This window comes from Bradyrhizobium sp. CSA112, assembly GCF_029051645.1.
GTDB lineage: Bacteria > Pseudomonadota > Alphaproteobacteria > Rhizobiales > Xanthobacteraceae > Bradyrhizobium.
Map to the genome: position 1 here is coordinate 40,888 of NZ_JAACFS010000023.1, position 26,986 is coordinate 67,873.

At 63.6% G+C, this 26,986-nt stretch carries 27 protein-coding genes; 11 read left to right on the forward strand and 16 right to left on the reverse strand.

All coding sequences use genetic code 11. The annotated features are described in order from the left end of the window. Window positions 1-299 precede the first annotated feature (299 nt). Together GWE18_RS28525 and GWE18_RS28530 are read left to right on the forward strand one after the other, a co-directional pair. On the forward strand, window positions 300-1,277 hold the full coding sequence (locus GWE18_RS28525; protein WP_275189036.1) for a magnesium transporter CorA family protein: 978 nt from the start codon (window positions 300-302) through the stop codon (window positions 1,275-1,277). Between the two features lie 129 nt (window positions 1,278-1,406). Next, window positions 1,407-1,625, forward strand: coding sequence for a hypothetical protein (locus GWE18_RS28530; protein ID WP_275189037.1), 219 nt, complete (start codon window positions 1,407-1,409; stop codon window positions 1,623-1,625). Between the two features lie 142 nt (window positions 1,626-1,767). Here the strand turns inward: GWE18_RS28530 and GWE18_RS28535 are convergent, their stop codons facing one another. Both GWE18_RS28535 and pdxH read right to left on the reverse strand, forming a co-directional pair. After that, entirely contained in the window at window positions 1,768-2,520 is a 753-nt protein-coding gene (locus tag GWE18_RS28535) for an SDR family oxidoreductase (RefSeq protein ID WP_057855112.1), read from the reverse strand. Window positions 2,521-2,700: 180 nt separating this feature from the next. Further along, a complete protein-coding gene (gene pdxH / locus GWE18_RS28540; RefSeq protein WP_275189038.1) occupies window positions 2,701-3,345 on the reverse strand; it encodes a pyridoxamine 5'-phosphate oxidase in 645 nt (214 codons plus the stop codon). A 122-nt stretch (window positions 3,346-3,467) separates the two neighbouring features. On the opposite strand from pdxH, the gene GWE18_RS28545 reads away from it, so the two are divergent. Then, entirely contained in the window at window positions 3,468-3,875 is a 408-nt protein-coding gene (locus GWE18_RS28545; protein ID WP_275189039.1) for an RT0821/Lpp0805 family surface protein, read from the forward strand. Between the two features lie 110 nt (window positions 3,876-3,985). Beyond that, window positions 3,986-4,960, forward strand: coding sequence for a J domain-containing protein (locus GWE18_RS28550; protein ID WP_275189040.1), 975 nt, complete (start codon window positions 3,986-3,988; stop codon window positions 4,958-4,960). A 334-nt stretch (window positions 4,961-5,294) separates the two neighbouring features. On the opposite strand, the gene GWE18_RS28555 is transcribed toward GWE18_RS28550, so the two are convergent. Continuing rightward, complete coding sequence (locus GWE18_RS28555; protein WP_275189041.1) at window positions 5,295-6,065, reverse strand: anti-sigma factor; 771 nt, start codon at window positions 6,063-6,065, stop codon at window positions 5,295-5,297. Window positions 6,066-6,120: 55 nt separating this feature from the next. Beyond that, window positions 6,121-6,609: an RNA polymerase sigma factor gene (locus tag GWE18_RS28560; RefSeq protein WP_057855117.1), complete on the reverse strand. Its 489-nt coding sequence runs from the start codon at window positions 6,607-6,609 to the stop codon at window positions 6,121-6,123. Window positions 6,610-6,794: 185 nt separating this feature from the next. Between GWE18_RS28560 and fabI the strand changes: the two genes are divergently transcribed. The 3 genes from fabI to aroC all read left to right on the forward strand — a co-directional run bounded on the left by fabI (window position 6,795) and on the right by aroC (window position 9,471). Beyond that, window positions 6,795-7,625, forward strand: a complete 831-nt coding sequence (gene fabI / locus GWE18_RS28565) for an enoyl-ACP reductase FabI (RefSeq protein WP_275189043.1) — start codon at window positions 6,795-6,797, stop codon at window positions 7,623-7,625. Between the two features lie 12 nt (window positions 7,626-7,637). Continuing rightward, window positions 7,638-8,237, forward strand: a complete 600-nt coding sequence (locus GWE18_RS28570; RefSeq protein WP_275189044.1) for a histidine phosphatase family protein — start codon at window positions 7,638-7,640, stop codon at window positions 8,235-8,237. A gap of 145 nt (window positions 8,238-8,382) precedes the next feature. Beyond that, window positions 8,383-9,471, forward strand: coding sequence for a chorismate synthase (gene aroC / locus GWE18_RS28575; protein WP_275189045.1), 1,089 nt, complete (start codon window positions 8,383-8,385; stop codon window positions 9,469-9,471). A 15-nt stretch (window positions 9,472-9,486) separates the two neighbouring features. Here the strand turns inward: aroC and GWE18_RS28580 are convergent, their stop codons facing one another. Further along, window positions 9,487-11,181, reverse strand: coding sequence for a GMC oxidoreductase (locus GWE18_RS28580; RefSeq protein WP_275189046.1), 1,695 nt, complete (start codon window positions 11,179-11,181; stop codon window positions 9,487-9,489). Window positions 11,182-11,301: 120 nt separating this feature from the next. On the opposite strand from GWE18_RS28580, the gene GWE18_RS28585 reads away from it, so the two are divergent. Both GWE18_RS28585 and GWE18_RS28590 read left to right on the forward strand, forming a co-directional pair. Continuing rightward, the gene (locus GWE18_RS28585) at window positions 11,302-12,486 is read left to right on the forward strand and encodes an adenylate/guanylate cyclase domain-containing protein (protein ID WP_275189048.1); all 1,185 of its coding nucleotides are present in this window, start codon (window positions 11,302-11,304) and stop codon (window positions 12,484-12,486) included. A 125-nt stretch (window positions 12,487-12,611) separates the two neighbouring features. Continuing rightward, window positions 12,612-13,148, forward strand: coding sequence for a transposase (locus GWE18_RS28590; protein ID WP_275189049.1), 537 nt, complete (start codon window positions 12,612-12,614; stop codon window positions 13,146-13,148). Between the two features lie 40 nt (window positions 13,149-13,188). Here GWE18_RS28590 and clpS read toward each other — a convergent pair whose 3' ends face one another. Both clpS and GWE18_RS28600 read right to left on the reverse strand, forming a co-directional pair. After that, on the reverse strand, window positions 13,189-13,494 hold the full coding sequence (gene clpS, locus GWE18_RS28595) for an ATP-dependent Clp protease adapter ClpS (RefSeq protein WP_275189050.1): 306 nt from the start codon (window positions 13,492-13,494) through the stop codon (window positions 13,189-13,191). Between the two features lie 48 nt (window positions 13,495-13,542). Next, entirely contained in the window at window positions 13,543-13,671 is a 129-nt protein-coding gene (locus tag GWE18_RS28600) for a hypothetical protein (RefSeq protein WP_275189051.1), read from the reverse strand. Between the two features lie 328 nt (window positions 13,672-13,999). Between GWE18_RS28600 and GWE18_RS28605 the strand changes: the two genes are divergently transcribed. Continuing rightward, complete coding sequence (locus GWE18_RS28605; protein WP_275189052.1) at window positions 14,000-14,869, forward strand: DUF1194 domain-containing protein; 870 nt, start codon at window positions 14,000-14,002, stop codon at window positions 14,867-14,869. A 66-nt stretch (window positions 14,870-14,935) separates the two neighbouring features. Here the strand turns inward: GWE18_RS28605 and GWE18_RS28610 are convergent, their stop codons facing one another. From GWE18_RS28610 to GWE18_RS28650, 9 genes are all read right to left on the reverse strand, one after another. Continuing rightward, entirely contained in the window at window positions 14,936-15,781 is an 846-nt protein-coding gene (locus GWE18_RS28610; RefSeq protein WP_275189053.1) for a nucleotidyltransferase domain-containing protein, read from the reverse strand. A gap of 70 nt (window positions 15,782-15,851) precedes the next feature. Next, on the reverse strand, window positions 15,852-17,099 hold the full coding sequence (locus GWE18_RS28615; RefSeq protein ID WP_275189054.1) for a methyltransferase: 1,248 nt from the start codon (window positions 17,097-17,099) through the stop codon (window positions 15,852-15,854). After that, complete coding sequence (locus GWE18_RS28620; protein ID WP_275189055.1) at window positions 17,092-17,847, reverse strand: TlyA family RNA methyltransferase; 756 nt, start codon at window positions 17,845-17,847, stop codon at window positions 17,092-17,094. The genes GWE18_RS28615 and GWE18_RS28620 overlap by 8 nt, the downstream gene beginning before the upstream one ends. 2 nt (window positions 17,848-17,849) lie before the next feature. Continuing rightward, window positions 17,850-18,413, reverse strand: coding sequence for a nucleoside 2-deoxyribosyltransferase (locus GWE18_RS28625; RefSeq protein WP_275189057.1), 564 nt, complete (start codon window positions 18,411-18,413; stop codon window positions 17,850-17,852). A gap of 265 nt (window positions 18,414-18,678) precedes the next feature. Beyond that, window positions 18,679-20,625 (reverse strand): 1-deoxy-D-xylulose-5-phosphate synthase, encoded by a 1,947-nt coding sequence (gene dxs / locus GWE18_RS28630; RefSeq protein ID WP_275189058.1) that lies wholly within the window; start codon window positions 20,623-20,625, stop codon window positions 18,679-18,681. Window positions 20,626-20,954: 329 nt separating this feature from the next. Beyond that, on the reverse strand, window positions 20,955-22,253 hold the full coding sequence (locus GWE18_RS28635; RefSeq protein WP_275189059.1) for a hypothetical protein: 1,299 nt from the start codon (window positions 22,251-22,253) through the stop codon (window positions 20,955-20,957). Between the two features lie 203 nt (window positions 22,254-22,456). Then, window positions 22,457-22,708: an exodeoxyribonuclease VII small subunit gene (locus GWE18_RS28640; protein WP_275189060.1), complete on the reverse strand. Its 252-nt coding sequence runs from the start codon at window positions 22,706-22,708 to the stop codon at window positions 22,457-22,459. 90 nt (window positions 22,709-22,798) lie between these two features. After that, a complete protein-coding gene (locus GWE18_RS28645; protein WP_057855135.1) occupies window positions 22,799-23,725 on the reverse strand; it encodes a histone deacetylase family protein in 927 nt (308 codons plus the stop codon). Between the two features lie 315 nt (window positions 23,726-24,040). Continuing rightward, window positions 24,041-25,702: a bifunctional metallophosphatase/5'-nucleotidase gene (locus GWE18_RS28650; RefSeq protein WP_275189061.1), complete on the reverse strand. Its 1,662-nt coding sequence runs from the start codon at window positions 25,700-25,702 to the stop codon at window positions 24,041-24,043. A gap of 250 nt (window positions 25,703-25,952) precedes the next feature. Between GWE18_RS28650 and GWE18_RS28655 the strand changes: the two genes are divergently transcribed. After that, window positions 25,953-26,906, forward strand: coding sequence for a ring-cleaving dioxygenase (locus GWE18_RS28655; protein WP_275189062.1), 954 nt, complete (start codon window positions 25,953-25,955; stop codon window positions 26,904-26,906). Window positions 26,907-26,986: the final 80 nt, after the last annotated feature.

The following is a 26,986-nucleotide window of genomic DNA, read 5'->3' on the forward strand; positions in this document are numbered from 1 at the left end:
ACGTCCGTTCGGCGCTGCGGAAGGCTAGCTGTGGCTTTTTTGCCGCAAATTTTGCGAGTTCCGGTTGATTTCAGGGCAGGGGTGGCACGGGGCCAAATCGTGGCCGCGCGAGCGCCGCCTCACTGCCACAAATGTGGATCGGCGGTTAATGCGCCGGTCATGAAGCGCTTGCCAGAATCGGCTTTAGTGCCGCTGGGTGCTCGTAGCGTGTTCAAGCGAAAGCCTGCCCCGGACTTGATCCGGGGTGGTTACCGGTTCGCGTCAAAGACGAGAGACTGCGCCCCGTTCCGGAGTTGCCCATGTTTTCGGTGTTTGTTCCCTCTGAATCTAGCTTGAAGAAGCTGCCGGCCGCCGACCCGGCGGCGTTGCCCGACAATGCGGTCTGGATCGACCTGTTGAATCCAACGCTGGAGGAGGACCGGGCGGTCGAGCGGCTGACCGGGATTGCAGTACCGACCCGGGAGGACATGCAGGAGATCGAGATTTCCAGCCGGCTCTATATCGAGAACGCCGCCCGCTACATGACGGCGACGCTGATGTGCCAATCCGACACCGATATGCCGCGGACCACCGCCGTCACCTTCATCCTCGCTGGCCACCGCCTCGTGACGGTCCGCTACGACGAGCCGAAGCCGTTTGCCCTCGTCGAGCATAAGCTGTCGCGGTCATGCCTGCCGGGGATCTCGGGCGAAATGGTGCTGATGGAATTGCTCGACGCGGTGATCGACCGCTGCGCCGACATTCTGGAGCGCGCCGGCGCCGAGGTCGACCAGGTCTCGCACGACATCTTCGAGCCGGAAAGCGCACGACATGGTCAGGCCAAGCGATACTCGCAGATCCTGATCGCGATCGGCCGCAAGGGCGACCTGGTCTCCAAGATCCGCGAGAGCCTGGTTTCGATCGGCCGCGTGGTCACCTTCCTGTCGGCGGTGATGGAAGGCGTCAAATGGTCCAAGGACATGCGCGAGCAACTCAAGACCATGCAGCGCGACGTCGGTTCCCTGACCGACCACGCGTCCTACCTCTCCAACAAGATCACCTTTACGCTCGACGCGATGCTCGGCGTCGTCAATCTCGAGCAGAACAACATCATCAAGCTGTTCTCGGTAATGGCGGTGGTGCTGATGCCGCCGACCTTGATCGCGTCGGTCTACGGCATGAACTTCAAGGCGATGCCGGAACTCGAATGGGCGCACGGCTATCCGATGGCGCTGCTCATGATGCTCATGGCAGCAGTGCTGCCGTACTTGTTCTTCAGATGGAAGAAGTGGCTGTAGATCACGGTTCCGTGCGGTTCCCGATGTGCGAAAGATCGGCTCAATCCCACCGCTAAAATTTGAGCGGTGGACTGAACGAATGGTCGAAACTTGTCTGCGATAAAGTGTATCTCAGGCCGCGAGGATCCCATGGTTGAGAAACTCATAATGTCGCCACGCAACGTCATCGATCTGGCGCGCTATCAGCAGAGCCGCTCTGCTGGCAAGGCGCAGGCGTTCTCGACGCGGCTTTGCCGGCACTGCGGCGCGGCGCTGGCGGACGGCGAGAACGAGGACGAGTGTTCGAGCACTTTGAATCTCGACGCTGCGGCGGTGCGAACCGCGACGCGGAAGTTTTACGCGGAGTGAGCGGCGAGTTTGCGAAGTAACGTAGTAGCGTAGGATGGGTGGAGCGAAGCGATACCCATCGCTTCATCGCGAGCCGATGATGGGTTTCGCTGCGCTCTACCCATCCTACGCAGATCACTGCGAGATCTGCGACCACGTCGCACTAGACGTGCTGGCCGCCGTTGATGTGAATCTCCGCGCCGTTCACATACGAGCTGGTTTCAGTACACAGCACATAGATGATCTTCGCCACCTCGTCCGGCGTGCCGAGCCGGTGCATCGGAATCTGCTGCTCGACGATCTTCTCGGTGCCCGGCGACAGGATCGAGGTGTCGATCTCGCCCGGCGCGATCGCGTTGACGCGGACGCCGACCCGGCCGAAATCGAAGGCCATTTCCCGCGTGAGTGAAGCAAGCGCCGCCTTCGAGGTCGCGTAGGCGACGCCGGCGAACGGGTGCACGCGCGAGCCCGCGATCGAGGTGACGTTCACCACCGCGCCCCTGGCGTGCTTCAATTCCTCGATCAGGCCGCGCGCGATCATGACCGGCGCGAAGAAGTTGACGTGAAAGACGTGGCTCCAGGTTTCGATATCGGTGTCCATGGTGCCGAGCCGCCCGCCGTCCGGGGCCTTGGGCGAGATCGCGGCGTTGTTGACCAGCGCGTGCAGCTCGTCGTTCTCCAGCCGCCTGCGGATCTCGGAGATCGCGCGCACGGTGTCGTCGTGGCTGCCGAGGTCGACCTCGATGTGATCCTCCGGGCCTGCGCCCCATGGGCAGATTTCCGGAAAGGCATGCCGCGAGCAGGTGATGACGCGCCAGCCGGCGGATGAGAACCGGATCGCGGTGGCGTGGCCGATGCCGCGGCTGGCGCCGGTCAGGAGCAGCGTGCGCCGCGGCGCATTGGATGAAGGGGGCATTCAGGTTCTCTCGGTTTTCGTCATGCTCGGCAATCGTAGGCTGCCTTGCGCGGACTGCGTAGACTTGTCTGCGTTGCCGGGCATCCACGTCTTGTCTTGTCGCGTAGAAGGAAGTCGTGGATGGCCGGGACATCCTACACGAAGACGCGCTTCGCGCTTTAGTCCGGCGATGACGATCATTCAGGGATAGAGTCGCACCTTGCTCCACTGCGTCTCGGTCGGCGCATCGCGGCGGAATTCGATGCGGTCGTGCAGGCGGAACGGGCGGTCGTGCCAGAATTCGAAATGTGTGGGATAAATGCGCCAGCCGCTCCACCCGGGCGGGCGCGGCACTTCGCCGATCATGTATTTGGCGGCGACCAGCGCGATCGCCTGCTCGAAGGCAAAGCGGCTTTCCAGCGGCTGCGATTGCTTGCTGGCCCAGGCGCCGATCTGCGCCTGCTTCGGCCGCGTGGCAAAGTAGGCGTCGGCTTCCTCATCCGTCACCGGCGACACGTTGCCGCGGATGCGCACCTGACGACGCAGCGACTTCCAGTGAAATAGTAAAGCCGCCTTAGGATTTGCGGCGAGTTCACGGCCCTTCTGGCTGGCGATGTGGCTGTAGAATACGAAACCATCCGCATCATAGCCCTTCATCAGCACCATCCGGACATCCGGCAGCCCGTCGCTATCGACAGTCGCCAGCGCCATCGCATTGGGATCGTTCGGCTCGGACTTCACGGCTTCCGCAAACCACTCGGCGAACAGCGCAAACGGTTCCTCGGCGGCGGTAAAATCACCCGATGTTAACGGTGTCGGGTGTTTGATGGAGGTCGTGTCCGTCATGTCAGGAGTCCCAGTTGCGTCCGTTCGCGTCCCAGAGCGCGTTGCAGCCCCGGTACGGGCTCGCCCTATATAGGACATGGGGACGCGTTGGCCTATCGGCGATCGGGCCGACGGGAGCGGCGATGACATTGATTTTGATCGGCCTCGGCTCGGGCGGCTGCAGCCTGTCGCGCCCCGACGCCTACGCCAGGATGAACGCCGCCGACGTCACGGGTTCGCTGAGCAAGCAACCGGGCGCCCCGCCGGTGCCGACCGAGAGCGATCTCGCCTTTGCACGCACCGCCGCCTCCGACGTGCTGACCAAGGGCGACAAGGATTCCAGCCAGCCTTGGGAAAATCCGGAGACCGGCGCGCGCGGCTCGGTGACGCCACTGTCGCAAGCCTATTCCGCGGAAGACGGGCGCACCTGCCGGGATTTCCTGGCGAGCTACGTCAACGGCCGCGCGGAGAGCTGGCTGCAGGGCGCTGCCTGCAAGGCCGGCCATGGTCGATGGGAAATCCACACCATCAAACCCTGGACGAGGGGCTGAACAAGCGCTTCCAGCCGTTGCAAAAATGCAACTGGCTCCCCAGATGAAGCCAAAGCGGGCGAATTGCCCTAAGCTTCGAGAACCGAATTCCCGTGAAGGAGATGTGACGGATGCGCGACCCCTATGAGGTCTTGGGGGTGCCGCGGGGCGCCAGCGCTGCGGCGATCAAGAGTGCCTATCGCAGGCTCGCCAAGAAGCATCACCCGGACAACAACAAGAACGATCCGAAGGCGGCTGCACGCTTTTCCGAGATCAATTCGGCCAACGAGATCATCGGCGACGAGGACAAGCGCAAGCAGTTCGACCGCGGCGAGATCGACGCCGAGGGCAAGCCACGCTTCCAGGGTTTTTCTGGTAGCGGCTTTCCCGGCGGCGACCCGCGCGGCCGCGCCGGTGGGCCCGGCGGCTTCGAATCCTACACCTTCCGCACCGGCGGCGGCCCCAGCGGCATGGGCGGGGCTGGCTTCGAGGACATCCTCAACAGCATGTTCGGCGGTGCTGCCCGGGGGGCACGTCCCGGCGGTGGCAGGACCTTTGAATTCGAGACCGGCGGGATCGGCCTCGATCTCGATCTGAACGTCGCCATGACGGTGTCGCTGGAGGAGGCGGTCAAGGGCGGGGAGAAGCGCGTCCGCCTGCCGACCGGCAAGGAGCTCAACGTCAAGATTCCGGCAGGCGTCACCGCCGGCCAGCAGATCCGGCTGAAGGGACAGGGCGAAACCGCGCCGGGCCATCCGCCGGGTGACCTCCTGATTACGGTCAACATCGCGCCGCATCCTTTTTTCAAGGTCGATGGCAGCGACCTGCGGCTGGACCTGCCCATTACGCTCTATGAGGCCGTGCTGGGCGGCAAGGTCCGGGTTCCTACCCTTGGCAGCGCGGTCGAACTGTCGATTCCGAAAAATACCTCCAGCGGCCGAACCTTCCGCCTCAAGGGCAAGGGCCTGCCCAAGCTTGGGGGAACCGGGGACCTGTTCGTCATCACCCGAATTATCTTGCCCGACGGGAACGATAGCGAGCTCGAGGCATTGATGGAGAGGTGGCGCGATAGCCATCCGTACAATCCGCGCAGCGATTTTGGCTGATTCGGCCGGGTTCGCGGCGCGAATTTTGCGTGGAAACGATAGCGGGGTTCCGAGCAGCAGTTTCCCGAAAAAGCGCGCTTTTTCCCGGGAAACACAGAGTTTCCCGGAAAAAGGGCGGCCTCGAAAGGGGGACCAGCGCGGTACCAAACCCCGATCGAGGCCGCTTGCGCCGATCGGCGGATCGAACGCCACTCATTTTCGCGTGATCACCCGGTGCATTAATGAGACGCGCTGGTGGTTTCATTCCAGATTTTCGATGTCAGAATTGGGACAAGCGCCGGGGTGTTGCCGGTCCGCCACTCTTTTTGCCGGTAGCTCGGATGGAGCCAACGGGTTAGCCCTTTTTTTCCATCTGATCGTAGACGGCTTGGGCAATCTGCGTCAGCCGGCCCCGGTCGACGCCGGTCGACACAACCGCATAGACGACGCCGTCGTCGGCCCAAAACAGGGTGCTTTCCTTGCCTTCCGCCGCGTATCGCATCTGCGTCGCCCCGGCGTCCGATTTCACCGTATAGATTGTAAAGCGTTCGCCCGACGCGCTCTCGTACATAAGGAACGACGCCGGACCCACGGAACCCGGCAGCAGCCGTCCGCCGACGAGCTTCAATCCTGCTCCCGCCAGTTCGGGCGCGCGGACGACCCAGCCGCAGCGCTTGGTCAGCCACTGTTGCAGATGGTTGCGCTCGCTGCCCGGCACCTCGACGGGATGCCGTACTTCCACCACGTAGAGCCGGTGCGCCTCGATCGCATGCACCGTCAGATTTTGGAAAGCCGAAGGCGCTGCCGCCGCGCCGCGCGCGACCCAGCCAATGCCGCCGCCGACGATGAACGCCGCCAGCGTCGCGGCGAGCGCGCCGTACACCCATTTGCGCGGCTCTCGCACCAGCCGTTCGATCTCGAGCCGCTTCGGCACCGCCTCATCGACAATCGAATCGTACCTGGCATGCAGCGCCTCCGCCATCGCGCGCCACGACTGCACCCGCGCGGCATCGTCGGGATGCGCTGCGAGCCACGCCTCGACGTCGCCGCGGCGTTCCGCCGGCAACTCGTTGTCGACGTAAGCATGCAGCTCGTCTTCGGTGACGGGGATGTTGCGATCGGTCATTGTCGTCGTCTCTGTCTATTCCTGATCAGCCTATGCGTAACGCGTTTCATGCGCCTCATTTCACCCGCCGCAGCGCTGCGCGCTCGCCCTCCAGCGAAGCTTTGACATGCGCGCGTGCGCGGGCAAGCCGGGACATTACGGTGCCGATCGGCACGCCCTGGATTTCGGCGACCTCGCGGTAACTCAGTCCTTCCAGCATCACCAGCAGGAGCACCGAGCGCTGCTCTTCCACCAGCGTTGCCAGCGCGCGGGCGATGTCGCGGCCCTCCGCCTCGGTGCCGCTGGCGTCGGGGTTGTTGTCGAGCAGCGGCATGAACTGCGGCCGCCGCGCCAGCGAGCGCCGCCGGTTCTTGTTCAAATTGGTCAGGATCGTGTAGAGCCAGCTCCTGACGTCGCCGCCGAGAAACAGCCGTTCCGAACGCAGCGCGCGCACCAGCGTATCCTGCACCAGATCGTCGGCGATGTCGGCATCGCGCGCGAGCGCGCGTGCATAGCGGCGGAGCGCCGGAATCATGGCTTCGACACTTTGGCGAAACGCGCTCATCGGGACCAGATTGCAAGAGTTGTCGGGCGCGAACGCCTTACCTAGCATAACACCTAATCGCAGCATCTATTCCGGCCATTGAGCCCGATCCGGAACAGCGGTAATCCGAGAGCCGATTTAGGCTCGACCGCGCTGGACTGCTGGTGTACCTCCAAGCCCCACAGGGAAGCTCGATTGGAAACCGGATGTCGCAAAAATCAGGTCTGATGCAGGGCAAGCGCGGGGTGATCCTCGGCGTCGCCAACAATCGCTCGATCGCCTGGGGCATCGCCAAGGCATGCCACGACGCGGGCGCGGAAATCGCGCTCACCTGGCAGGGCGATGCGCTGAAGAAGCGGGTCGAGCCGCTAGCGAAGGAACTGAACGGCCTCTTGCTGGGCCATTGCGACGTCACCGATTCTGCCACCATCGACGCGGTATTCGACGTGCTTCGCGAAAAATGGGGCAAGATCGACTTCGTGGTCCATGCCATCGCCTTCGCCGACAAGGACCAGCTCGACGGCCGTTACCTCGAGACGACGCAGGACAATTTCACCAAGAGCATGCTGATCTCCTGCTATTCGCTGACCGCGATCACTCAACGCGCCGAAAAGCTCATGACCGACGGCGGGTCGATCATCACGCTGACCTATTACGGCGCCGAGAAATGGATGCCGCACTACAACGTCATGGGCGTGGCGAAGGCAGCGCTCGAAGCCAGCGTGCGTTATCTCGCCGCTGACCTTGGCGAGAAGAACATCCGCGTCAACGCGATCTCGGCAGGTCCCATCAAGACGCTGGCGGCGTCCGGCATCGGCGATTTCCGCTATATTCTGAAGTGGAACGAATACAACGCGCCGTTGCGCCGCAACGTCAGCATCGAGGAGGTCGGCGACAGCGCGCTCTATCTGCTGTCGGACCTGTCGCGCGGCGTCACCGGCGAGGTGCATCATGTCGATTCCGGCTATCACGTCGTCGGCATGAAGCGGCCCGACGCGCCGGATATCTCGCTCTCGAATTCGGTAGCCAAGGAATAGCCTGACAGTCCGATGCCTTCGCCCGTGATCTACTACATCCGCCACGGCGAGACGTCGTGGAACGCGGAAGGCAGGCTGCAGGGCGCGCAGGACATTCCGCTCAATGATCTCGGCCGCCGGCAGGCTGCCCATGCCGGCAGCGTGCTGGCCGAGCTGTTCGCGCGCGACGGCCGCGACAAGGCTGCGCTGCCGTTCGTCGCAAGCCCGCTTGGCCGCGCGCGGGCGACAATGGAATTGGTGCGCGGCGCCCTGAAACTTCCGCCGGAAGACTACGCACTCGACGATCGCCTCCGCGAGATCGGCTACGGCGTCTGGGAGGGCTCGACGCTGGCCGAGATGCAGGCGGCCGACCCCATGCTGTATGCCAAACGGCTGACGGCGAAGTGGACGATGGCGCCGGAAGGCGGCGAGACCTATGCCGAGGTTCAGCTTCGGATGCGCGACTGGTACGATTCCCTGCGCGCGGACACCGTCGCGGTGGCCCATGGCGGCACCGCGCGGGCGCTGATGGTGGCGCTCAGCATCGAAACGCCGGCCAGCGCCGCCGACCTCCTGATCGAGCAGGGCGCGGTTTACGTGTTTCGCGACGGGGGGCTTAGGAAGTATAGTTAAGGGGAGGCCGATGAATGCCGTCATTCCGGGATGGCGCGTGAGCGCCAGACCCGGAATCTCGAGATTCCGGGTCTGGTCCTTCGGACCATCCCGGAATGACGGTCTGCGGGTTTGACCGCCGCCTGGCACCGCGTTACGACACGCCATGTCCCACAACACCTTCGGCCATCTGTTCCGGGTCACGACCTTCGGCGAAAGCCATGGGGTCGCGATCGGCTGCGTGGTCGATGGTTGCCCGCCGCTGATCCCGCTGACGAATGCGGACATCCAGCACGATCTCGACCGCCGCCGTCCCGGACAATCGCGCTTCACCACCCAGCGCCAGGAGCCGGATGCCGTAAAGATCCTGTCCGGCGTGATGGCCCATCCCGAGACCGGCGTGCAGGTCACGACGGGAACGCCGATCGCGCTCCTGATCGAAAACACCGATCAGCGCTCCAAGGACTATTCCGAGATCAAGGACAAGTTTCGGCCCGGTCACGCCGACTTCACCTATGAGGCCAAATACGGCCTGCGCGATTATCGTGGCGGCGGGCGCTCCTCCGCACGTGAGACCGCGACGCGCGTCGCGGCCGGCGCCATCGCGCGAAAAATCCTGCCTGACGTGAAGATCCGCGGCGCGCTGGTGCAGATGGGCCCGCACAAGATCGATCGCGACAGATGGGACTGGGACGAGATCGCGCGCAATCCGTTCTTCTGTCCCGACAAGGAGAAGGCTGATTTCTTCGAGCAGTATCTCGACGGCATCCGCAAGGCCGGCTCCTCGATCGGTGCCGTCATCGAAGTGATCGCCGAAGGCGTTCCGGCGGGGTGGGGCGCGCCGATCTATGCCAAGCTCGACGGCGACCTGGCGGCGGCCATGATGAGCATCAATGCGGTGAAGGGCGTCGAGATCGGGGCCGGCTTTGCTGCTGCCGAATTGTCGGGCGAGCAAAACGCCGACGAGATGCGCACCGGCAATAACGGCACGCGCTTCCTGTCCAACCACGCCGGCGGCGTGCTCGGCGGCATCTCGACGGGCCAGCCGGTGGTGGTGCGCTTTGCGGTGAAGCCGACGTCCTCGATTCTCTCGCCGCGCAAGACGGTGGATCGCGCAGGCGCCGACACCGACATCATGACCAAGGGCCGCCACGACCCCTGCGTCGGCATCCGCGCGGTGCCGGTGGGCGAGGCCATGATGGCCTGCGTGCTGGCCGACCATTTCTTGCGCCACCGCGGCCAGGTCGGCGGGTAGGAATCCCGGCCTCTCTCACTGCATGGCGTCTGCGATCTTTTCTGCCGCCATCAGGACCGGGAAATTGGTGTTGGCGCACGGCACCACCGGGAAGATCGAGGCGTCGACCACGCGCAAACCCTGCACTCCCTTGACCCGGCCTTGCGTATCGACGACCGCCATCGGATCGTCCGCCCGGCCCATCCGGCACGAGCACGAGGCATGCCACACGCCGATCGCCGCCTTGCGCACGAAAGCCTCGAGCACCTCGTCGTCGCTCATGACCTGCTCGAACGTGAACCCTTCGACAATGAAGTTGTCGATCATGTAGTGGCGCAGCGCCGCCGGCCCGTCCATCAATGTTGCGGCAATGGCGGTGAGGACCTTGTTCTTCGTGTTGACCACGCCGATCTTGCGCACGCGGTCGGAATACGAGGCCGGGAACGGCTTGTCGGTGACTGCCTTGAGCGGCGCGCTCATCTGCAGCGCCGCCATTTTGCGAAAGCCGCTCATCAGGCGGTCGAGATCGCGCCTGTCAGACAACAGGTTGAACTCGACAATCGGTTCTATCAGCGGGTCGCGCGAGGCAAGTTTCACCTGCCCGGTCTCCGAATAGGTCTTGTTGACGAAGGTGAGCAGCGAGGCGATCTGCTCGCCGACCGAATGCCAGGCCGACTTGCTGAGCACGGCGACGAACATGTCGCCGGCAGGTACGCCCGGAAGCCCCGACGAGTAGCGCAGCCCCATCTGGATGTGGCGCCTGGTGTGCTCGTTCATGCGCGCACCACGGCGGACATAGGACGACAACGCGATCGAGGGATGATCCATCAGACCCTGGCCGACGCCCGCGAGGCCCGTCAAGACCGGAATGCCCATCTCCTTCAGATGCCCGACCGGTCCAATGCCGGCGCGCAACAGATGCGCCGGCGAATGGATCGCGCCACATGAGAGTATAATTTCGCGACCGCGGAACTCCTGTTCCCGGCCATCGACCAGCGCCTTGACGCCGACGCATTGCGTGCCCTCGAACAGCAGCTCCTTGACTTGCGTGTTGGTCGATATGGTCAGGTTGGCGCGCTTGCGTGTTTCGCGATCGAGATAGCCCATCGCGGCCGAGACGCGCTGCTCGTCCTGGTTGGAGTGCGTCACCGGGAAGTAGCCGTCTGTGAACTCGCCGTTCTGGTCGGGCAGGAACGCAAAGCCGGCGAGCTTGCAGGCCTCGCCCACCGCTTGCGAATGCCCTGTCCAATGCTGGTGCGGAATGCGGCGGACAGGGATGCGGCCGTCCTTGCCGTGGAACGGCCCGTCGAAATCGAGGTCGCGCTCGACCTTCTTGAAGTAAGGCAGCACGTCCTTCCAGTTCCAGCCCACGGCGCCGCGAGCCTCCCACTCCTCGTAATCGGTCGGCGCGCCGCGATTTGCCATCTGGCCATTGATGGAGGATCCGCCACCCAACACGCGCGCCTGCTCATACTTGCGCAATGGCGGGCGGCTCTCATCCGGGTTGTTGTGGCTGACGATCTGGGTCGTGACCTTGAGTTCGGTCCAGTGGAAGCGCGGATCGAAATACGCCAGCCCCGAATAGCTGTCGCGGATTTCGGGCGGTTCGTTTCCGGGCGGGGTGTCCTGGCCGGCTTCACAGAGCAGGACCTTGTTGGCACTCCCAGCGGAGAGCCGGTGGGCCATGACCGAGCCCGCCGATCCGCCGCCGACGATGATGATGTCGTACACTTTGACGTTTCCTCTTATTTTTGCACCGTAAAGCTAGCGCAGCTCCGTCGTCGGGTCACGCCGGCTGTCGTTGCGAGCGCGCTTGACGTTTCGCGGGGTTGCGCGGCAAATACCGGCGTCATGGATGCATCAAGACTGCGAGAGTTGACCGACTGGCTGATGGATGGCGGCAGATCCGCGGCCAGCCCCAAGGGATTTATGGCCGAGTGCTGCGAACGGATGGTCGCGGCGGGGCTGCCGCTGTGGCGTGTCGGCGTCTTCGTCCGCACGCTGCACCCCGAAATCTACGGGCGCAGTTTCATCTGGAAGCCGGGCGCCGAGGTCGAGATCGGCGCGGTCGACTACAAGATTCTGGACTCGCCGGATTTTCACTCCAGCCCGCTGTACATCGTGTTCCGGCAAGGACTGGAAGTTCGGGCCCGTTCGGACGGTCCGCAAAGCAATCGCTTTCCGATCGTCGATGAGCTGCGCGCCGAAGGCATCACGGATTATATCGCGTTGCCGCTGCCTTTCATCGGCGGCACGGTGAACGCATCGAGCTGGACCACCAAGCAGCCGGGCGGGTTTACAGACGAACAGTTGGTGGCGCTGCGAAGCCTTGTGAAGCCATTGGCGCGGGTGGTCGAGATACTCAGTTTGAACCGCATGGCTGCGAGCCTTTTGGACACCTATGTCGGCAACAGCGCCGGCGAACGGATCATGGGCGGGCAAATCCGCCGCGGCCACACCGAGACAATGAACGCCGCGATCTGGCTGTCCGACCTGCGCGGCTTCACAGCGCTGTCCGATCGCGTGCCGGCGGAGACCGTGGTGGACATCCTGAACAATTACTTCGACTGTCAGGTCGCCGCGATCAAGAAGCATGGCGGCGACGTGTTGAAGTATATGGGCGATGGGCTGCTCGCGGTTTTTCCGATCGATGAATATGTCGGCGACGAGCAGCAGGTTTGCAGCCACGTGCTCGAAGCCGCCCACGAATCCCGTGCCAGCGTTGCCAACCTTAACTATCCGATCGGCGATGCGGTCGAACGTTTTCGCTTCGGCCTCGCGCTCCATGTCGGGCGAATTCTCTACGGCAATATCGGCGGCGGCAACCGGCTCGACTTCACTTGCATTGGACCAGCCGTGAATCTGGCGGCGCGGCTGGAAAAGATCGCGAGCCAGCTCGGCCGCACAGTCGTGGCATCGGAGGGATTTGCCGGCATCTGCCGGGAAGGCTGGAGCGATCTCGGCGAGTTTCCGGTCGCCGGTTTCTCCAGGACTGCACGCGTGTACGGCCTGGTCGACGAAAAATCGGCGGCCTGAGGAATCCCGTAGCCCGGATGGAGCGCAGCGCAATCCGGGATTTGGCCGCGGCCAAAGCTGTTCCCGGATTGCGCTGCGCTCCATCCGGGCTACGCGTCTAGCGCAATCTGGGGTAGATTGGCTCCATGGTCCGCTATCGGCGCAATTTCGTCCCCGGTGGGATGTTTTTCTTCACAGTCACGCTGGATGACCGAAAGTCGTCGGTGTTGATCGATCATATCGAGCTGCTGCGCGCCGCATTTCGAGAAACGCAAAGAGAACGGCCGTTTGTTATCGACGCCATCGTCGTTCTGCCCGACCACCTACATGCAGTTCTGACATTGCCGCCTGGCGACTCGGATTTTTCCGATAGGTGGCGTCGGATCAAGGGGAGTTTCACACGAAGCGTTCGCGCCGTGGGCGCTAAGATTTCGCGGGATCATCGTGGTGAATATTCTCTTTGGCAAAGGCGATTTTGGGAACACACCATACGGGACGACGGCGACTTCGAACGCTGCGTTAATTATGTGCATTTCAATCCGGTCAAGCACCAACTCGCAACTTCGCCGTCCGATTGGCCGTTCTCCTCGCTGCATCGCTATGTCCGCGCGGGCATTCTGCCTCCGGATTGGGGCGGCGATGGGCGCGTCGATACGACCAATTTCGGCGAGCGGAAGGACTGAGCCCGGATTGCGCTGCGCTCCATCCGGGCTACGGGAGAATTCATTCTTCCGGCTCGGTCGTGAACAGCAGCGGATAGCCCTTGGCGCGGCCGGCGTCGGTGGCGCGCGTTGCCTTGGTCTCGGCGACGTCCTTGGTGAACACGGCGACCACGCAGACGCCGCGTCGGTGCGCCGTGATCATCACCCTGTGGGCCTGGTCCTCGGTCATGCGGAATTCGGCCTTCAGGACGGTGACGACGAATTCGCGCGGCGTGTAATCGTCATTGATCAGAATGACCTTGTGCAGGCGCGGGCGCTCGGTCTTGGTTTTGACCTTTGTTTTTGGCGTGACGACGGTATCGGCCATTTCCAGTCAAGTCCGGCAAGCAAGCGAGTTGTGGCGGGCCCGCTGCGCTCAGTCCGCCAGACGTTCCGCCATGGACTGATCGCCGCAGCTGACGGCCGCCTCGATCAGTTTACAGGCTCCGGGCCGGTCCTGAAACTGGGCGTTTGCAGAGAGTTTCAGTTCGATCAGGGCTTTCATGCGCGAAAGCGAGCAGGCCGCTCGACATAACGGCCGTGCGCAACAATGGCGGCAGGCTGTCATTTGCGGGAAGTTTTGGAGGCGTAACCGTGATCGTGCCAATTCGGCCCTTCTTGTCCGGCCGCATCGCTTCTGTCGCGCCGAGCGCCGTAATCGTGCAAGCCCGAAGCGCGGCGCTGGGCAGGCGAATCGCGGAGTGGAACCTGCGGGGCACGCGGGCTGCGGATGAAGCCTGATCCTAACCCGAATGTGAAGGACAAATGATTTCAGCGCTTTGCGTCGGCCGCTTTGCATGTCACCATCACTGTCGTTCGACGGGAGGGCCGCAATGCGCTGGTATGTCTCGATCGGGGTCGTGCTTGTAGCGGGCGTACTCGCCGGCGGCGATGTGGCGAGTTTTGCCGCGCCGTATCAAACGAACCGGCCGGGCCACCAGCCGGACGCGAGCCGCCAACTGGCCGATAAGGATGCCAATCCGACCGTCGATGTCGAACTCGTCCTTGCCGTCGACGTCTCCTATTCGATGGACATGGACGAACTCGCGCTGCAGCGGGAGGGCTACGCACAGGCGATCGTCTCCAAGGAATTCCTGCAGGCGCTGAAGAGCGGCCCGAACGGCCGGATCGCGGTGACCTATTTCGAATGGGCGGCATCCTCCGACCAGAAGATCATCATCCCGTGGCGCCTGATCGACGGGCCCGAGACGGCGGACGCCGTTGCCAATGAAATCGTCAAGACCCCGATCCGCCGGGCATCGCGCACCTCGATATCGGGTGCGATCAACTTCGCCTTGCCGCTGTTCGACGAGAGCCCGCACCGCGGCTTGCGGCGCGTGATCGATATTTCCGGCGACGGCCCCAACAACAACGGTATGCCGGTGACGGTCGCGCGCGACGCCGCGCTCGAAAAAGGCATCATCATCAACGGCCTGCCGATCATGGTGAAGGAGCCGTCTTATTCCACGATGGATATCGACAATCTCGATTACTATTACGAGGACTGCGTCATCGGCGGCCCCGGCGCCTTCGTCGTGACGATCAAAGACCGCGACAAGTTCAAGGAAGCGATCCGCACCAAGCTGCTGTTGGAAGTCGCCGGCCGCACCCCGGAACGCCACGTCGTGCCGGCCGCAGGCAAGGAGCCGCGCGTCAATTGCATGATCGGCGAAAAGATCTGGCAGGACCGGTGGGGGAGGTAGCTATCTCGTAGCCCGGATGGAGCGAAGCGCAATCCGGGGAGCGGCGTTACCGCTTGCACCGCCCCTTCACGCGGGGTTGGTGGTCCCTGCTGATATCTCCCTGATATCATGCTCCAGCGAACGCAGCGTCTGTAATGCCGCCTCGTGCTGTCCGGATCCGATCAATCGCCAGAGATCGGCGACCCGGCCCGTCAGGCCCCGGATCGTCACGGGAAAACTGGCAGCCGCAGCCAACGCGCTTTTCTCGTTGATGAGATATTGCCCGTTGAGGGCAAACAGAACCTGTCCCAGGCAAGCCAGTGCACGGTAGGCGCAGCCGGCAATATGGGTGCTGTCGCCGCGCGGCAGGGCGGTCTCGGCATTCTCGATGCTGAACAAGATTTCCCATTGAAAGCGCCGGATCAGGGTATCGCGCATCGCGCGCGGGTAGGGCGAAGTGCTCGCCTTCAACGCCGCGATCACTCCGTTAGGATCATGCAGCGGATGGCACTGCGCGACCTCGCCCATCCATATCGCGGAGCAAAAGCCATGCGGATGGCCGGGCTGGTAATATATGCCGATGTCGCCGCGCTGGCACATTTCGATCGTCTCCGTGACTTTGTCGATGCTTCGGTAGAGCAGGTCGACCTTGCGTCCGCCGATCGCGAGCCACGCGCCGCCGACGATCCATGGCCCCCATTCGCCAACGGGCGTCACGCGGATGGCGTCCGGCTCGTCGACGATGGCTTTCACCACCTCGCGGAGTTGATCGGTATCCAAACCGGCGCCGTCAGCATAGTAGAGGCCGATATCATGGTCGGATGCGGCGTGCGCTGTTCCGCGCGCCCGCGATCCGCCGAGCACAATGGCGGCAATGCCGGAGACAGCGGCGAGGAGGGGAGTGATGCGCGTGAGGAGCGGATCGTGTGACATGGACGAACTGCGAGGGACCGGCGTGCAGTATATCGAACGGCGCTGCGCCTCGCGATAGCCGTATCTGGCGTTATCGCCTGAACCGCGCCACCAGCTCGACATGCGGCGTGTGGCGAAACTGGTCGACCGGCGTGACGCCGTCGATTTTGTAGCCGCCGTCGATCAGGATCTTGGCGTCGCGCGCGAATGTCGTGACATCGCACGATACCGCAACCACCGTCGGAATCCTGCTGGCTGCGAGTTGGGTCACTTGCGCTCGCGCGCCCTGCCGCGGCGGATCGAACACGACCGTGTCGTAGTCGCGCAATTCCTGCGGCATCAACGGACGGCGAAACAGGTCGCGCGCCTCCGCCTTGACCGGCTTCAGTCCCGGCGTCGAAGTCGCAGCCTTCTGCAATGCCGCGACCGCGCCGGCGTCGCTGTCGAAAGCGGCAAGGCGCGACTTCGCCGCAAGCCGCAGCGCAAAGGGACCCACGCCGCAGAACAGGTCAGCGATATATTTGGCGCGCTTGCAATGGTCGGAGACGAGCGCGGCCAGCGTTTCCTCGCCAGCGACGGTAGCCTGCAGGAACGAACCGGGCGGCAGCGCCACCTGTGCGGCGCCGATCGAAATCAAGGGCGGCGCACGCATCAGCACCAGCTCACCGTGGCGCGTCAGCCGCGCCAGCCGATGCTGTTCCGCAATGCGCGACAGCCGCGCGACCATGGCTGATGATACCGGGCCGGAGCCGCGCACATCGACATCGAGTCCGCTATTGGTCGCGGTGATCTGGATGTCGAGCGGCTTGCCCATCGTGATCAGCGGCTCGGCGATGGCCCAGGCGGCCTCGATCGCGCCGCCCAGATTTGGATCGAGAATCGGGCAGCGGTCGATCGGAATGATGTCGTGTGAACCTGCCGCCGCATAGCCGACCTTGAGCACGTCGTGCGTTCCCATCCGTGCGTGCAGGGTGATGCGCCTGCGGCCCGCGCCATGGGCGTCGACCAGGGGCGCCACGTCGCAATCGATTCCCGCCTGCGCCAGCGTGGTCACCACGAGGTGGCGCTTCCAGGCGCGATAGGGCTCGGCGTCCCAGTGCTGGATCGCGCAGCCGCCGCAAACGCCGAAATGCGGACAGAACGGCGCGATCCTCGCCGGGCTTGGGGTCTCGACCTTGAGCAATCGCCGGCGGTCGGGATGGTGGCCGGGAACTGGACCGACCTCGATCGTTTCGCCGCCCAGCGTGTAGGGAACGTAGATGTTGCCGCCGCCGGCGATGGCGACGCCGTCGCCGTGATGGCCGACATGGTCGATGACGAGGCGCTCGCCGTCAGCCACGCCGCGCGCCCATGAAGAATTCGATATTACCGTCGCCTCCGGTGATCGAGGAAGGAAACACCTGGATATCGGTGCAGCCGAGCGAGGCGGCGAAGGCCGAGATATCGTCGCAGATTTCCTGGTGCACCATCGCGTTGCGGATGATGCCGCGCTTGGAATGCTTTCGCTCCGCCTCGAATTGCGGCTTGATCAGCGCGAGCAGATGCATCGGTGCTGCGGCGAGCGACAGCGCCACCGGCAGCACCGCCTTCAATGAAATGAAGCTGACGTCGATGACGACGACATCGGGCCGTGCGGGCAGGCGCTTGCCCTCGAATTTGCGGATGTCGGTTTCTTCCATCGACACGATCCGGGGGTGGTCGCGCAGCGAGGGATGCAACTGGCCTTGCCCGACATCGATGGCGAAGACGAGGCTTGCGCCGTTTTGCAGCAGCACCTCGGTGAAGCCGCCGGTGGAGGCGCCGACGTCGAGGCAGACATGCCCCTCGATATCGATCGGATAGTGCTCCAGGGCGCCTGCGAGCTTGACGCCGCCGCGCGAGACGTAGGGGTGCGCGGGCTGCGCGGACAATTCGGTACTGGCGGCGATCATCTCCGACGCCTTCGACACCTGCCGGCCGTCGGCCGTGACGCCGCCGGCGTCGATCGCCGCACGGGCGCGGGCGCGGCTTTCGAACAGGCCGCGCTCCACCAGGAGCACGTCCACGCGCTTGCGGGGAGAGGTCTCGCTGTCGTTCTTGTCAGCCAATGTCAGTCCGATTTGCCGGTGGCGCGACCCGCCGCGAGCGCCACGCAGGCCTCGAAGGAGGTGAGATCGCGCCAGATATCCGCGGGCCGCTGCCGCGGCGTCACCAGTCTAGCACCATGCAGGTCGAGCGTGTGGATCATCATGAGATTGTCGGGCAGGCCGAAATCCTCGACCGTCAGTCCGTCATCGTCGATCAAGTGGCCTCCGCCGGCTTTCGTGACCGCAAAGGATCGCGCAACACGTTCGGCATAGACGGCGGGATCGTTGCTGTAGGCTAAACAGAGCTTGCCGCGGCCGGCCATGTAGCCGAGTTCATAGACGGTGCCGGTGTCGGCACTGGGGCCGCGAAACGGCGTCAGATTGGCAATGATCGCGTCCGCCGCGTCCATCATCGCTTCGTTGCCTTTGAAAATGGCGAGCGAGGCGTCAGCGGCTGCAAGATCGACCGTATTGTCGAGCGGGTAGAGGCCGCTCACGCCATGGCGGTCGCAGATCGCGACCTTGCGGCGCCCGATCTCGATCGCGTCCGGCAGGAACACATCGGGACCTGCCAGATAGATCTTCATGGGGCTACCGGTGCTGTTAAGCAATGAGATCGGTCGAATAGCTGACCACGGTAAGACTGCGCTCCCTCTCCCGCTTGCGGGGGAGGGCTGGGTTGGGGGTGCCGCCGCGAGTCACACTGTTCGTGTGGATAGAGCTTCCCCCACCCGGATCGCATCTTTCGATGCGATCCGACCTCAGAGCGAGCTACGCTCGTCTCGACCCCCGCAAGCGGGAGAGGTGGAGCGAGGCCGCGGATAAACCGATTCAACCAAATAGAGCCTGCCCTCAGGCGAGCTTGACCGTCTCGGTCTTGTAGTCCTTGCCGAGCGCGTCGAACACCTTGGCGACGATGCCCTTGGCGTCGAGGCCGGCATGGGCATACATCGCGCTCGGCGAATCGTGGTCGATGAACTCGTCGGGCAGGATCATGGCGCGCATCCTTAAACCCCCGTCGAGCATGCCATGTTCGGCCAGCGTCTGCATGACGTGCGAGCCGAACCCGCCGATCGAGCCTTCCTCGATCGTGAGCAGGACTTCGTGGTCGCGCGCCAGCTTCAGCACCAGATCGACGTCCAGCGGCTTCATGAAGCGCGCGTCTGCGATCGTGGTGGAGAGGCCGTGGGCGGCGAGTTCGTCGGCGGCCTTTTCGCATTCGGCCAGACGCGTGCCGAAGGACAGCAGGGCGATCTTGTTGCCCTGGCGGACAACGCGGCCCTTGCCGATCTCGAGCGGCGTGCCGACCTCGGGCATATCGACACCGCGGCCTTCGCCGCGCGGATAGCGCACTGCGCTCGGGCGATCGTTGATCGCGACCTGCGTGGCGACCATGTTGACCAGTTCCGCCTCGTCGGACGCGGCCATGATCACGAAGTTCGGCAGGCAGCCGAGATAGGCGTTGTCGAAGGAGCCGGCATGGGTCGCGCCGTCGGCACCGACCAGGCCGGCGCGGTCGATCGCGAAGCGTACCGGCAGGCTCTGGATCGCGACGTCATGGACTACCTGGTCATAGCCGCGCTGCAGGAAGGTCGAGTAGATCGCGCAGAACGGCTTGTAGCCTTCGGTGGCGAGGCCGGCGGCAAACGTCACTGCATGCTGCTCGGCAATGCCGACGTCGAAGGTGCGGTCGGGGAAAGCCTTGTTGAAGATGTCGACGCCGGTGCCCGACGGCATCGCGGCGGTGATGGCGACGATCTTTTCGTCCTTCTCGGCTTCCTTGACCAGGCTCTGGCCGAACACGTTCTGGTAGGCCGGCGCGTTCGGTTTTGCCTTGGCCTGGGCGCCGGTGGCGACGTCGAACTTGACCACCGCGTGATACTTGTCGGCGGAAGCTTCCGCCGGGCCGTAGCCCTTGCCCTTCTGGGTAACGACGTGGACCAGGATCGGGCCGGTTTCCATGTCGCGGACGTTCTTCAGGACCGGCAGCAAATGGTCGAGGTTATGGCCGTCGATCGGGCCGACGTAATAGAAGCCGAGTTCCTCGAACAGCGTGCCGCCGTCCATCATGAAGCCGCGGGAATATTCCTCGACGCGGTTGGCGCGGTTGGCGAGGATCTTGGGCAGACGCTTGTTGATCTGCTTGGCCGCCTCGCGCAGCGAGCGGTAGGTCTTGCCGGAATAGAGCCGCGACAGGTACGCGCTCATCGCGCCGACCGGCGGCGCAATCGACATGTCGTTGTCGTTGAGAATGACGATCAGGCGCGAATTCATGGCGCCCGCATTGTTCATGGCCTCATAGGCCATGCCCGCCGACATCGCGCCGTCGCCGATCACGGCAATGACGTTGTTCTTGCCACCGGCGAGGTCGCGCGCCACGGCCATGCCGAGGCCGGCCGAGATCGAGGTGGAGGAATGCGCCGCGCCGAACGGGTCGTAGTCGCTCTCGCTGCGCTTGGTGAAGCCGGAGAGGCCGCCGCCGGTGCGCAGCGTGCGGATGCGGTCGCGGCGGCCGGTCAGGATCTTGTGCGGGTAGGCCTGGTGGCCGACGTCCCAGATCAGCCGGTCGCGCGGCGTATCGAAGATGTAATGGATCGCGGTGGTCAGTTCCACGACGCCGAGGCCGGCGCCGAAGTGGCCGCCGGTTACCGAAACGGCGTCGATGGTTTCCTGGCGGAGTTCGTCGGCGACCTGGCGCACCTGCTCGATCTTGAGCTTGCGAAGATCGTCGGGTGTGCGGATGGTATCGAGAAGCGGCGTTTTACTAAATGTGGTCACTGCGATATTCCAATTTTGCATGTCAGGGCGAGCGGCCTGACGCGACACGGGAAGCGCGTTAACCGCGCCGTGAAAATCCTGCCCCGCCTGCCAACCCGGCAGGCCGGTACCTGATTTGAAAGCCTAGATGCACTCCGGTTTAAACCATGTGATATGCATCACGTTAGTCGCTTCTAACCCTTCCCGGTTCAGTTTCTTTAGTTATTTGAGGTGCTTGCTGCCGTGGAAAGTTGCCCGGCAGGCTTCTTTCCCCAGCGCACAGAACGGCAAGCTTTACACCAAAGCTGCTGCCAAAGCCAACCCGGAGAGCTGATTCGGTTCCGGGGCGCAGGGCCGAAAAATCTCGATTTTCAACCACTGCGGCGGGCGGATTGTTCCAAATTGCTCAAATCGGTGGCACTTGCGGCCGCCGTGCTGGTGGCTTCGATCCTTTTCCAGGCCCGATCGCGCACTCCGGAATCGCCGGTCGCGACATCAAGCGCGGCGTCGGGGACGGCCATGCGCGCGCTAAGCGGGACCGGTCCGCAGACGATCATGAAGAAGTCGTAGGCGTTGGGCCGCTCATTGGCCATCACGAACTGGAAATGCACGCGGAAGAACTGCCAGCGAAATTTTTCGTAGTGTTCGGGATGGATGATATCGCGGAAGCGAACCGGCACGATCTTCGGGTTGCGCCTTAAGGCGCCAACGTCGATGCCGTGGCTCGTGATCGGATCGAACTGGTAGAAGTTCATCACGTCCTTGCGGGCCTGGCAGTCGATCCAGTCGATCGACGGCTCGATGGCGAGCTGCCGCAGATGGTCGCGGAACTGTTTCGACACGGCGTGATAGCCGACGATCGGGAAATTGCCGCCGATGGTCAAAAGCACGATCCGCGGGCCGTGACGGCCGAGCGCGGGGTCGAGCTTCAGCGCGCGCGCCAGCACCTCCGTGCTCAGGAACGACCCGGAGCTATGGCCGACGATGACGATTTCGTCGGCGTCGGTGCTTTTCGCGACATTGACGAGATGCTGCGCGAAACGGTCGATGCGCTGGTCCCATTCCGGGCGCTCGCGGTGCGAGAATTCCCAGGTCCAGATCGTGTCGCACAACAGATAGAGCACGTAAGTGGCGTTTTCCGTGTATTTCAGCACGGCCCCGAGCAGCCCCACGAAGATCGCGATCGCGGCCGCGATGCTGAAAGGATCGGGAATGCCGACCGCGTTGAGGCCCTTCTCGAACACGAAAGCGATGGCTGCGGCACCGGCGGCTTCGAGCAGCAGCACAAGATGCGGATAGGTGATGAACGTGGCAAAGCGCCAGTTCGCCTTGCCGAAGCGGGCGATGGTGCCGGCGAAGATAAGGCGCCAGTAGATCCACACCGCGCTGAACACCGTGCGCCAGATCGGCGAGGCCAGGTCCTGCTGGATGAAATCCTCGAACCGGAGGAAATCGTAGGACGTGCGGGTCTGCCAGTCCTCCGCCTTGGTATCGATGGTCCAGGACGCGATCTCGTCGTCGGAAGCGACCTTGGGCCGGCTGATGGTGGCCTGGAGCTGATAAAGCCGGCCGAACTTGCGCAGTTCGGTCCGGAACATGCGGTAATATTGCGCCAGCCCGCGCGGATCGTAGCCCTGAATGTAGATGATATGGCGGTGCTCGACGCGCACGTACTGTCCCCGGGGTGGTGGCCGACTATAACAGGCTGGGCAGGGCGCCAGGAACTAAATCGGCTCCCAGATTGACCAGCGAGTTAGCCTTTCGGTGGGAAGGCGAGCACCGAATTCGCCCCGGATTCTCTCGATTTTTGCTCGATTATCTCGCGATCATGCCAGGCGAGCCCGGCCGGCTTCGATAGTCCGGCCGTTCGGGATCACTGCACGTCGAGCGGCTCGGTCCCGGTGACCTGGCCGTTGGCGTCGGTGGTAATCTTGTCGACGCGCGCCTCGGCCTGCCGCAGCAGTTCTTCGCAGCGGCGCTTGAGGGCTTCGCCGCGCTCATAGATCGCGACTGATTCCTCGAGCGGCACCTTGCCGTCCTCGAGCCGCTTCACGATCGATTCAAGCTCCTCGATCGCGCGCTCGAAAGAGAGCTTCTTGACGTCGTTTTGCGTATTTTCGACCATTATTTGTTCCCGGATGCGCTGGGTTCCCTTGAACAAGCCCCCTTTGCGCAGAATCAAAGCTTATTCTTGCGGGGCTATTGTGGCGGGGATTTACGCGCCCATCAATGCGGTGACATGCGCCGCAACCGACTCCTTAAGCCCCTGCAGGTCGTAGCCGCCCTCCAGCACCGAGACAACCCGGCCCTCCGCGCTTGTCTCCGCCACATCCATCAGCTTGCGCGTGACCCAGCCGAAATCGTCCGCCTTGAGGTTGATCGAGGCGAGGGGATCGCGATAGTGCGCGTCGAAGCCGGCGGAGATGATGACCAGCTCAGGCGAGAACTTCTGCAACTGCGGCAGGATCAAATTCTCGAACGCGGCGCGAAACTTGGCGCTGCCATCCTCGGAAGCCAGCGGCGCGTTGACGATGGTGTCGTGCTCGCCGCGCTCGCCGCTGGCGCCGGTGCCCGGAAACAGCGGCATCTGGTGCGTCGAGCAGTACATCACGGTCGGATCGTGCCAGAAGATGTCCTGCGTGCCGTTGCCGTGATGGACGTCGAAATCGACGATCGCCGCGCGGCCGATGCCGTATTTGCGCTGGGCGTGACGGGCGGCAATGGCGACATTGTCGAAGAAGCAGAAGCCCATCGGCTTGGAGACCTCGGCATGATGGCCGGGCGGGCGCACCGCGACGAAAGCATTCTGCTGCGCGCCGGACATCACCGCATCCGTTGCCGCGACCGCGCCGCCGACGCCGCGCATCACGGCTTCCCATGTGCCCGGCGACATCGAGGTGTCGCCGTCGATGTAGATCATCCCGCTCTGCGGGGCGATGTGCCGGAGTTCGCCGATATAATGCTCGCCATGACACAGCGTGACGGAATCGAGATCGCCTTCCGGCGCCTCGCTGCGCGTAAGCGGCTTGAAACGATCGTCCGCCAGCACCTCAGCTACCGCGCGCAGCCGGTCGGGACGCTCCGGATGGCCCGGGGGCGTGACATGGTCGAGACAGGCGGAATGCGTCAGAAGCAGTGTCATGCAAAATCCTGGCGTTATGGCGCGCGCCGGCAAGGGATCGGCTAATCTAGGTGGTTAGAGGCCGCTCGGAAAGGCCTGGAGCCTTCCTCAAAACGAAGACGGCTTTTCTTCGAGATTTCGTGTCCCGGACGCGGTGCAGCGTCTCCCCGGCGATGCGAAGCATCGTCCGGTGACGGTGCACCGCAGAGCCGGGATCCACTGCAGCGTGTGGACCCCGGATCAGCAGCGCACTACCATAGCGCGTCGAAGACGCGCGTGAACGCGCTTTCGGTACTGCGCAGCATCCGGGGAACGCAGTCCGGTGCGCGCCATTGCTCAGTTGATCCTGATAATGCGATCCACTGCGGTCGGGCCGACCGGGCTGTTGGCCTGAAAATAGGCATGCAGTGCGTCGGAATCATAGACGCCGGTCAGCGGCGCGGTTCCCTGGGTGAGCACGGTGAAGCCATCGCCGCCGACGAACATGAAATTGTTCACGGTGACGCGATAGCTCGCGGCGGGATCGACCGGTTGCCCGTTCAGCGACATCCGTTCAGGCAATACACGTTCGCCGTCAGGCTTCGTGCTATCCCACGCATAGGAAAATCCTTTCGATACCTGCAGTATCCTCGGCCGCTTCGGATCGAGCCATTGCTGTTCCAGCATGTCCTTGATCTGCTTTCCGGTCAGTGTGATCGTCACCAGTTGATTGCGGAAAGGCTGGCTGGCGAACACGTCGCCATAGGTCACCGCGCCGTCCTCCTTGCGCGCAATGTCGGCGCGCACGCCGCCGGGATTGGTGAAGGCGATGACCGCGCCGCCTTTCGCTTCAGTGCTGGTCGCGGCAAGTTGCGCGTCGGCGATGATGTCGCCGAGCGGACTTTCGCCGGCAGCGTTGGGCACGCGCGACAGCGTTGCCGTCACCGAACCCGCCGGACGGTTGGCGATCGGCGCGGCCAGCCTGTCGTAGGATTCGATCAGCGCGGTTTGCTGAGCGTCTTTCGCGAGCGTGGCGATGCGGACGATGGTGTTGTCGGCTTTGGCGCTGACGATGTCGCGCGTGACGGAATCGAGCTTCAGGTCGATTGCGGTAACAAGCGTGCCGTATTTGTCGCCTGACGTGACGAGCCGCCCGTCGATCTCGCAGACATAGGCCCGGTGGGTGTGGCCGGAGACCACGACATCCACCGCGTGATCGAACTTCTTGACGATGTCGACGATCGGCCCGGAAACGCCGGGGCACTCATTGTAATCGCCGGTCGGCAATCCGCCTTCGTGGATCAGGACGACGATGGCCTCGACGCCGCGCGCCTTCAATTCCGGGATCAGTGCGTTCACCGTACTGGCTTCGTCGCGAAATTCGAGATCGGCAACGCCTGTCGGCGAGACGAGCCCCGGCGTGCCCTTCAAGGTCAGGCCGATGAAGGCGACCGGAATGCCGTCGAATGTGCGGATTTCGTAAGGAGGAAACACCGTCTTGCCGCTGCTCTTCTCGAACGTGCTGGCGGCGAGATAGCGAAATTTCGCGCCCGCAAACGGATGCGGTCCCTGGCATTGGTCGACCGGGTGGCAGCCGCCATGCTGCATGCGCAGGAGTTCGTCCTTGCCCTCGTCGAATTCGTGATTGCCGACGGAGGAAATGGCCAGCCCCATCATCGACAGCGCTTCGATTGTCGGCTCGTCGTGGAACATCGCCGACAGGAAGGGGCTGGCGCCGATCAGGTCGCCGGCCGCGACGAAGATTGTGTTCCTGTGTCCCTCGCGAAGCTGGCCCACCAGCGTCGCCATATGTTCGGCGCCGCCGGCAGGGACCGTGATCTTCTTCGTCCTGTCCTCGGGATCGGCGATCGTGATCCCGCCCGGCGGCGGGCGAAGGTAGCCGTGAAAATCGTTGATCGCGAGAATGCGCAGGTCCACCGGCGCGGCGGTTTGTGCGAGCGATGCGGCAGGCGCAAACAAGATCAACAATGCAAGGATGGGGCGGAAGAGAATTCTCATGGCACGGATATACAGGATCAAGGCTGGACTTCGTAGGGTGGGCAAAGCGTAGCGTGCCCACCACACACAATCGAACTTGCTCTAAGCGGAAAGATGGTGGGCACGGCGCTCACGCGCCTTTGCCCACCCTACACGGTAGCACGCGGCGACGGTGCCGCTGGCCAATCATCCGGTGATATCCTACATGACCCGGCAAAAGGCCCAACCATTCCCTGCGAATTTTCCGGGGATGTGACACGAGGACAACGCAATGCAGCTCGGCGGAATTCATCATCTGACCGCGATCTCGGCGAAGCCGCGGGACAATCTGGCCTTTTACACCGGCCTGCTCGGCATGCGGCTGGTCAAGAAGACCGTCAACCAGGACGACGTCAGCGCCTACCATCTGTTCTATGCGGACGGCAAAGCCAATCCCGGCACCGATCTCACCTTCTTCGATTTCCCGGCCGCACCCGAGCAGCGCGGAACCAATTCGATCTCGCGCACCGGCCTGCGCGTCGCGGGCGAGAAGACCCTCGGCTACTGGCGGGATCGCCTGAGAAAGGCCGGCGCCGCGGTCCGCGATATCGTCGAGGTCGACGGCCGGCTGACGCTGCCGTTCGAGGACGGCGAGGGCCAGCGGCTGGTGCTGATCGACGATGGCGGCAAGGGCACGGCATCGCCATGGGAGCGCAGCTCGGTGCCGGCAGAGCACCAGATCCGCGGCCTCGGTCCGATCGTGCTGACCGTACACGAACTGTCGCGCACCGCCTTCGTGCTGACCGAGGTCATGAACATGCGCCGCGTGCGCGAGTACGCCGCCCACGGCGCGCAGATACATGTATTCGAGATGGGCGAGGCAAGGGGAGAGAGCAGTCCCGCCGCCGAACTGCATGTGATCGAAGACAAGGCATCGCCGCTCGCGCGGCAAGGCGCCGGCGGCGTCCACCACGTCGCGTTCCGCACCCCCGATGAGACGCAATATCACGCCTGGACGCAGCGCCTGAACGAACTACGCGTCCCCAACAGCGGCGAGATCGACCGCTTCTATTTCCGCAGCCTCTATTTCCGCGAGCCCAACGGCATCCTGTTCGAGATCGCCACCGACGGCCCGGGCTTCGCAACCGACGAGCCGATGGAAACGCTCGGCGAGCGGTTGGCGCTGCCGCCGTTCCTGGAGCCGCGACGGGCTGCGATCGAGGCCGGGCTGAAGCCGATTACGTAGAGCGGGTAGTTTCCGTAGGATGGGTAGAGCGCAGCGAAACCCATCATTGTTCCGCGTCGCAATTGATGGGTATCGCTTCG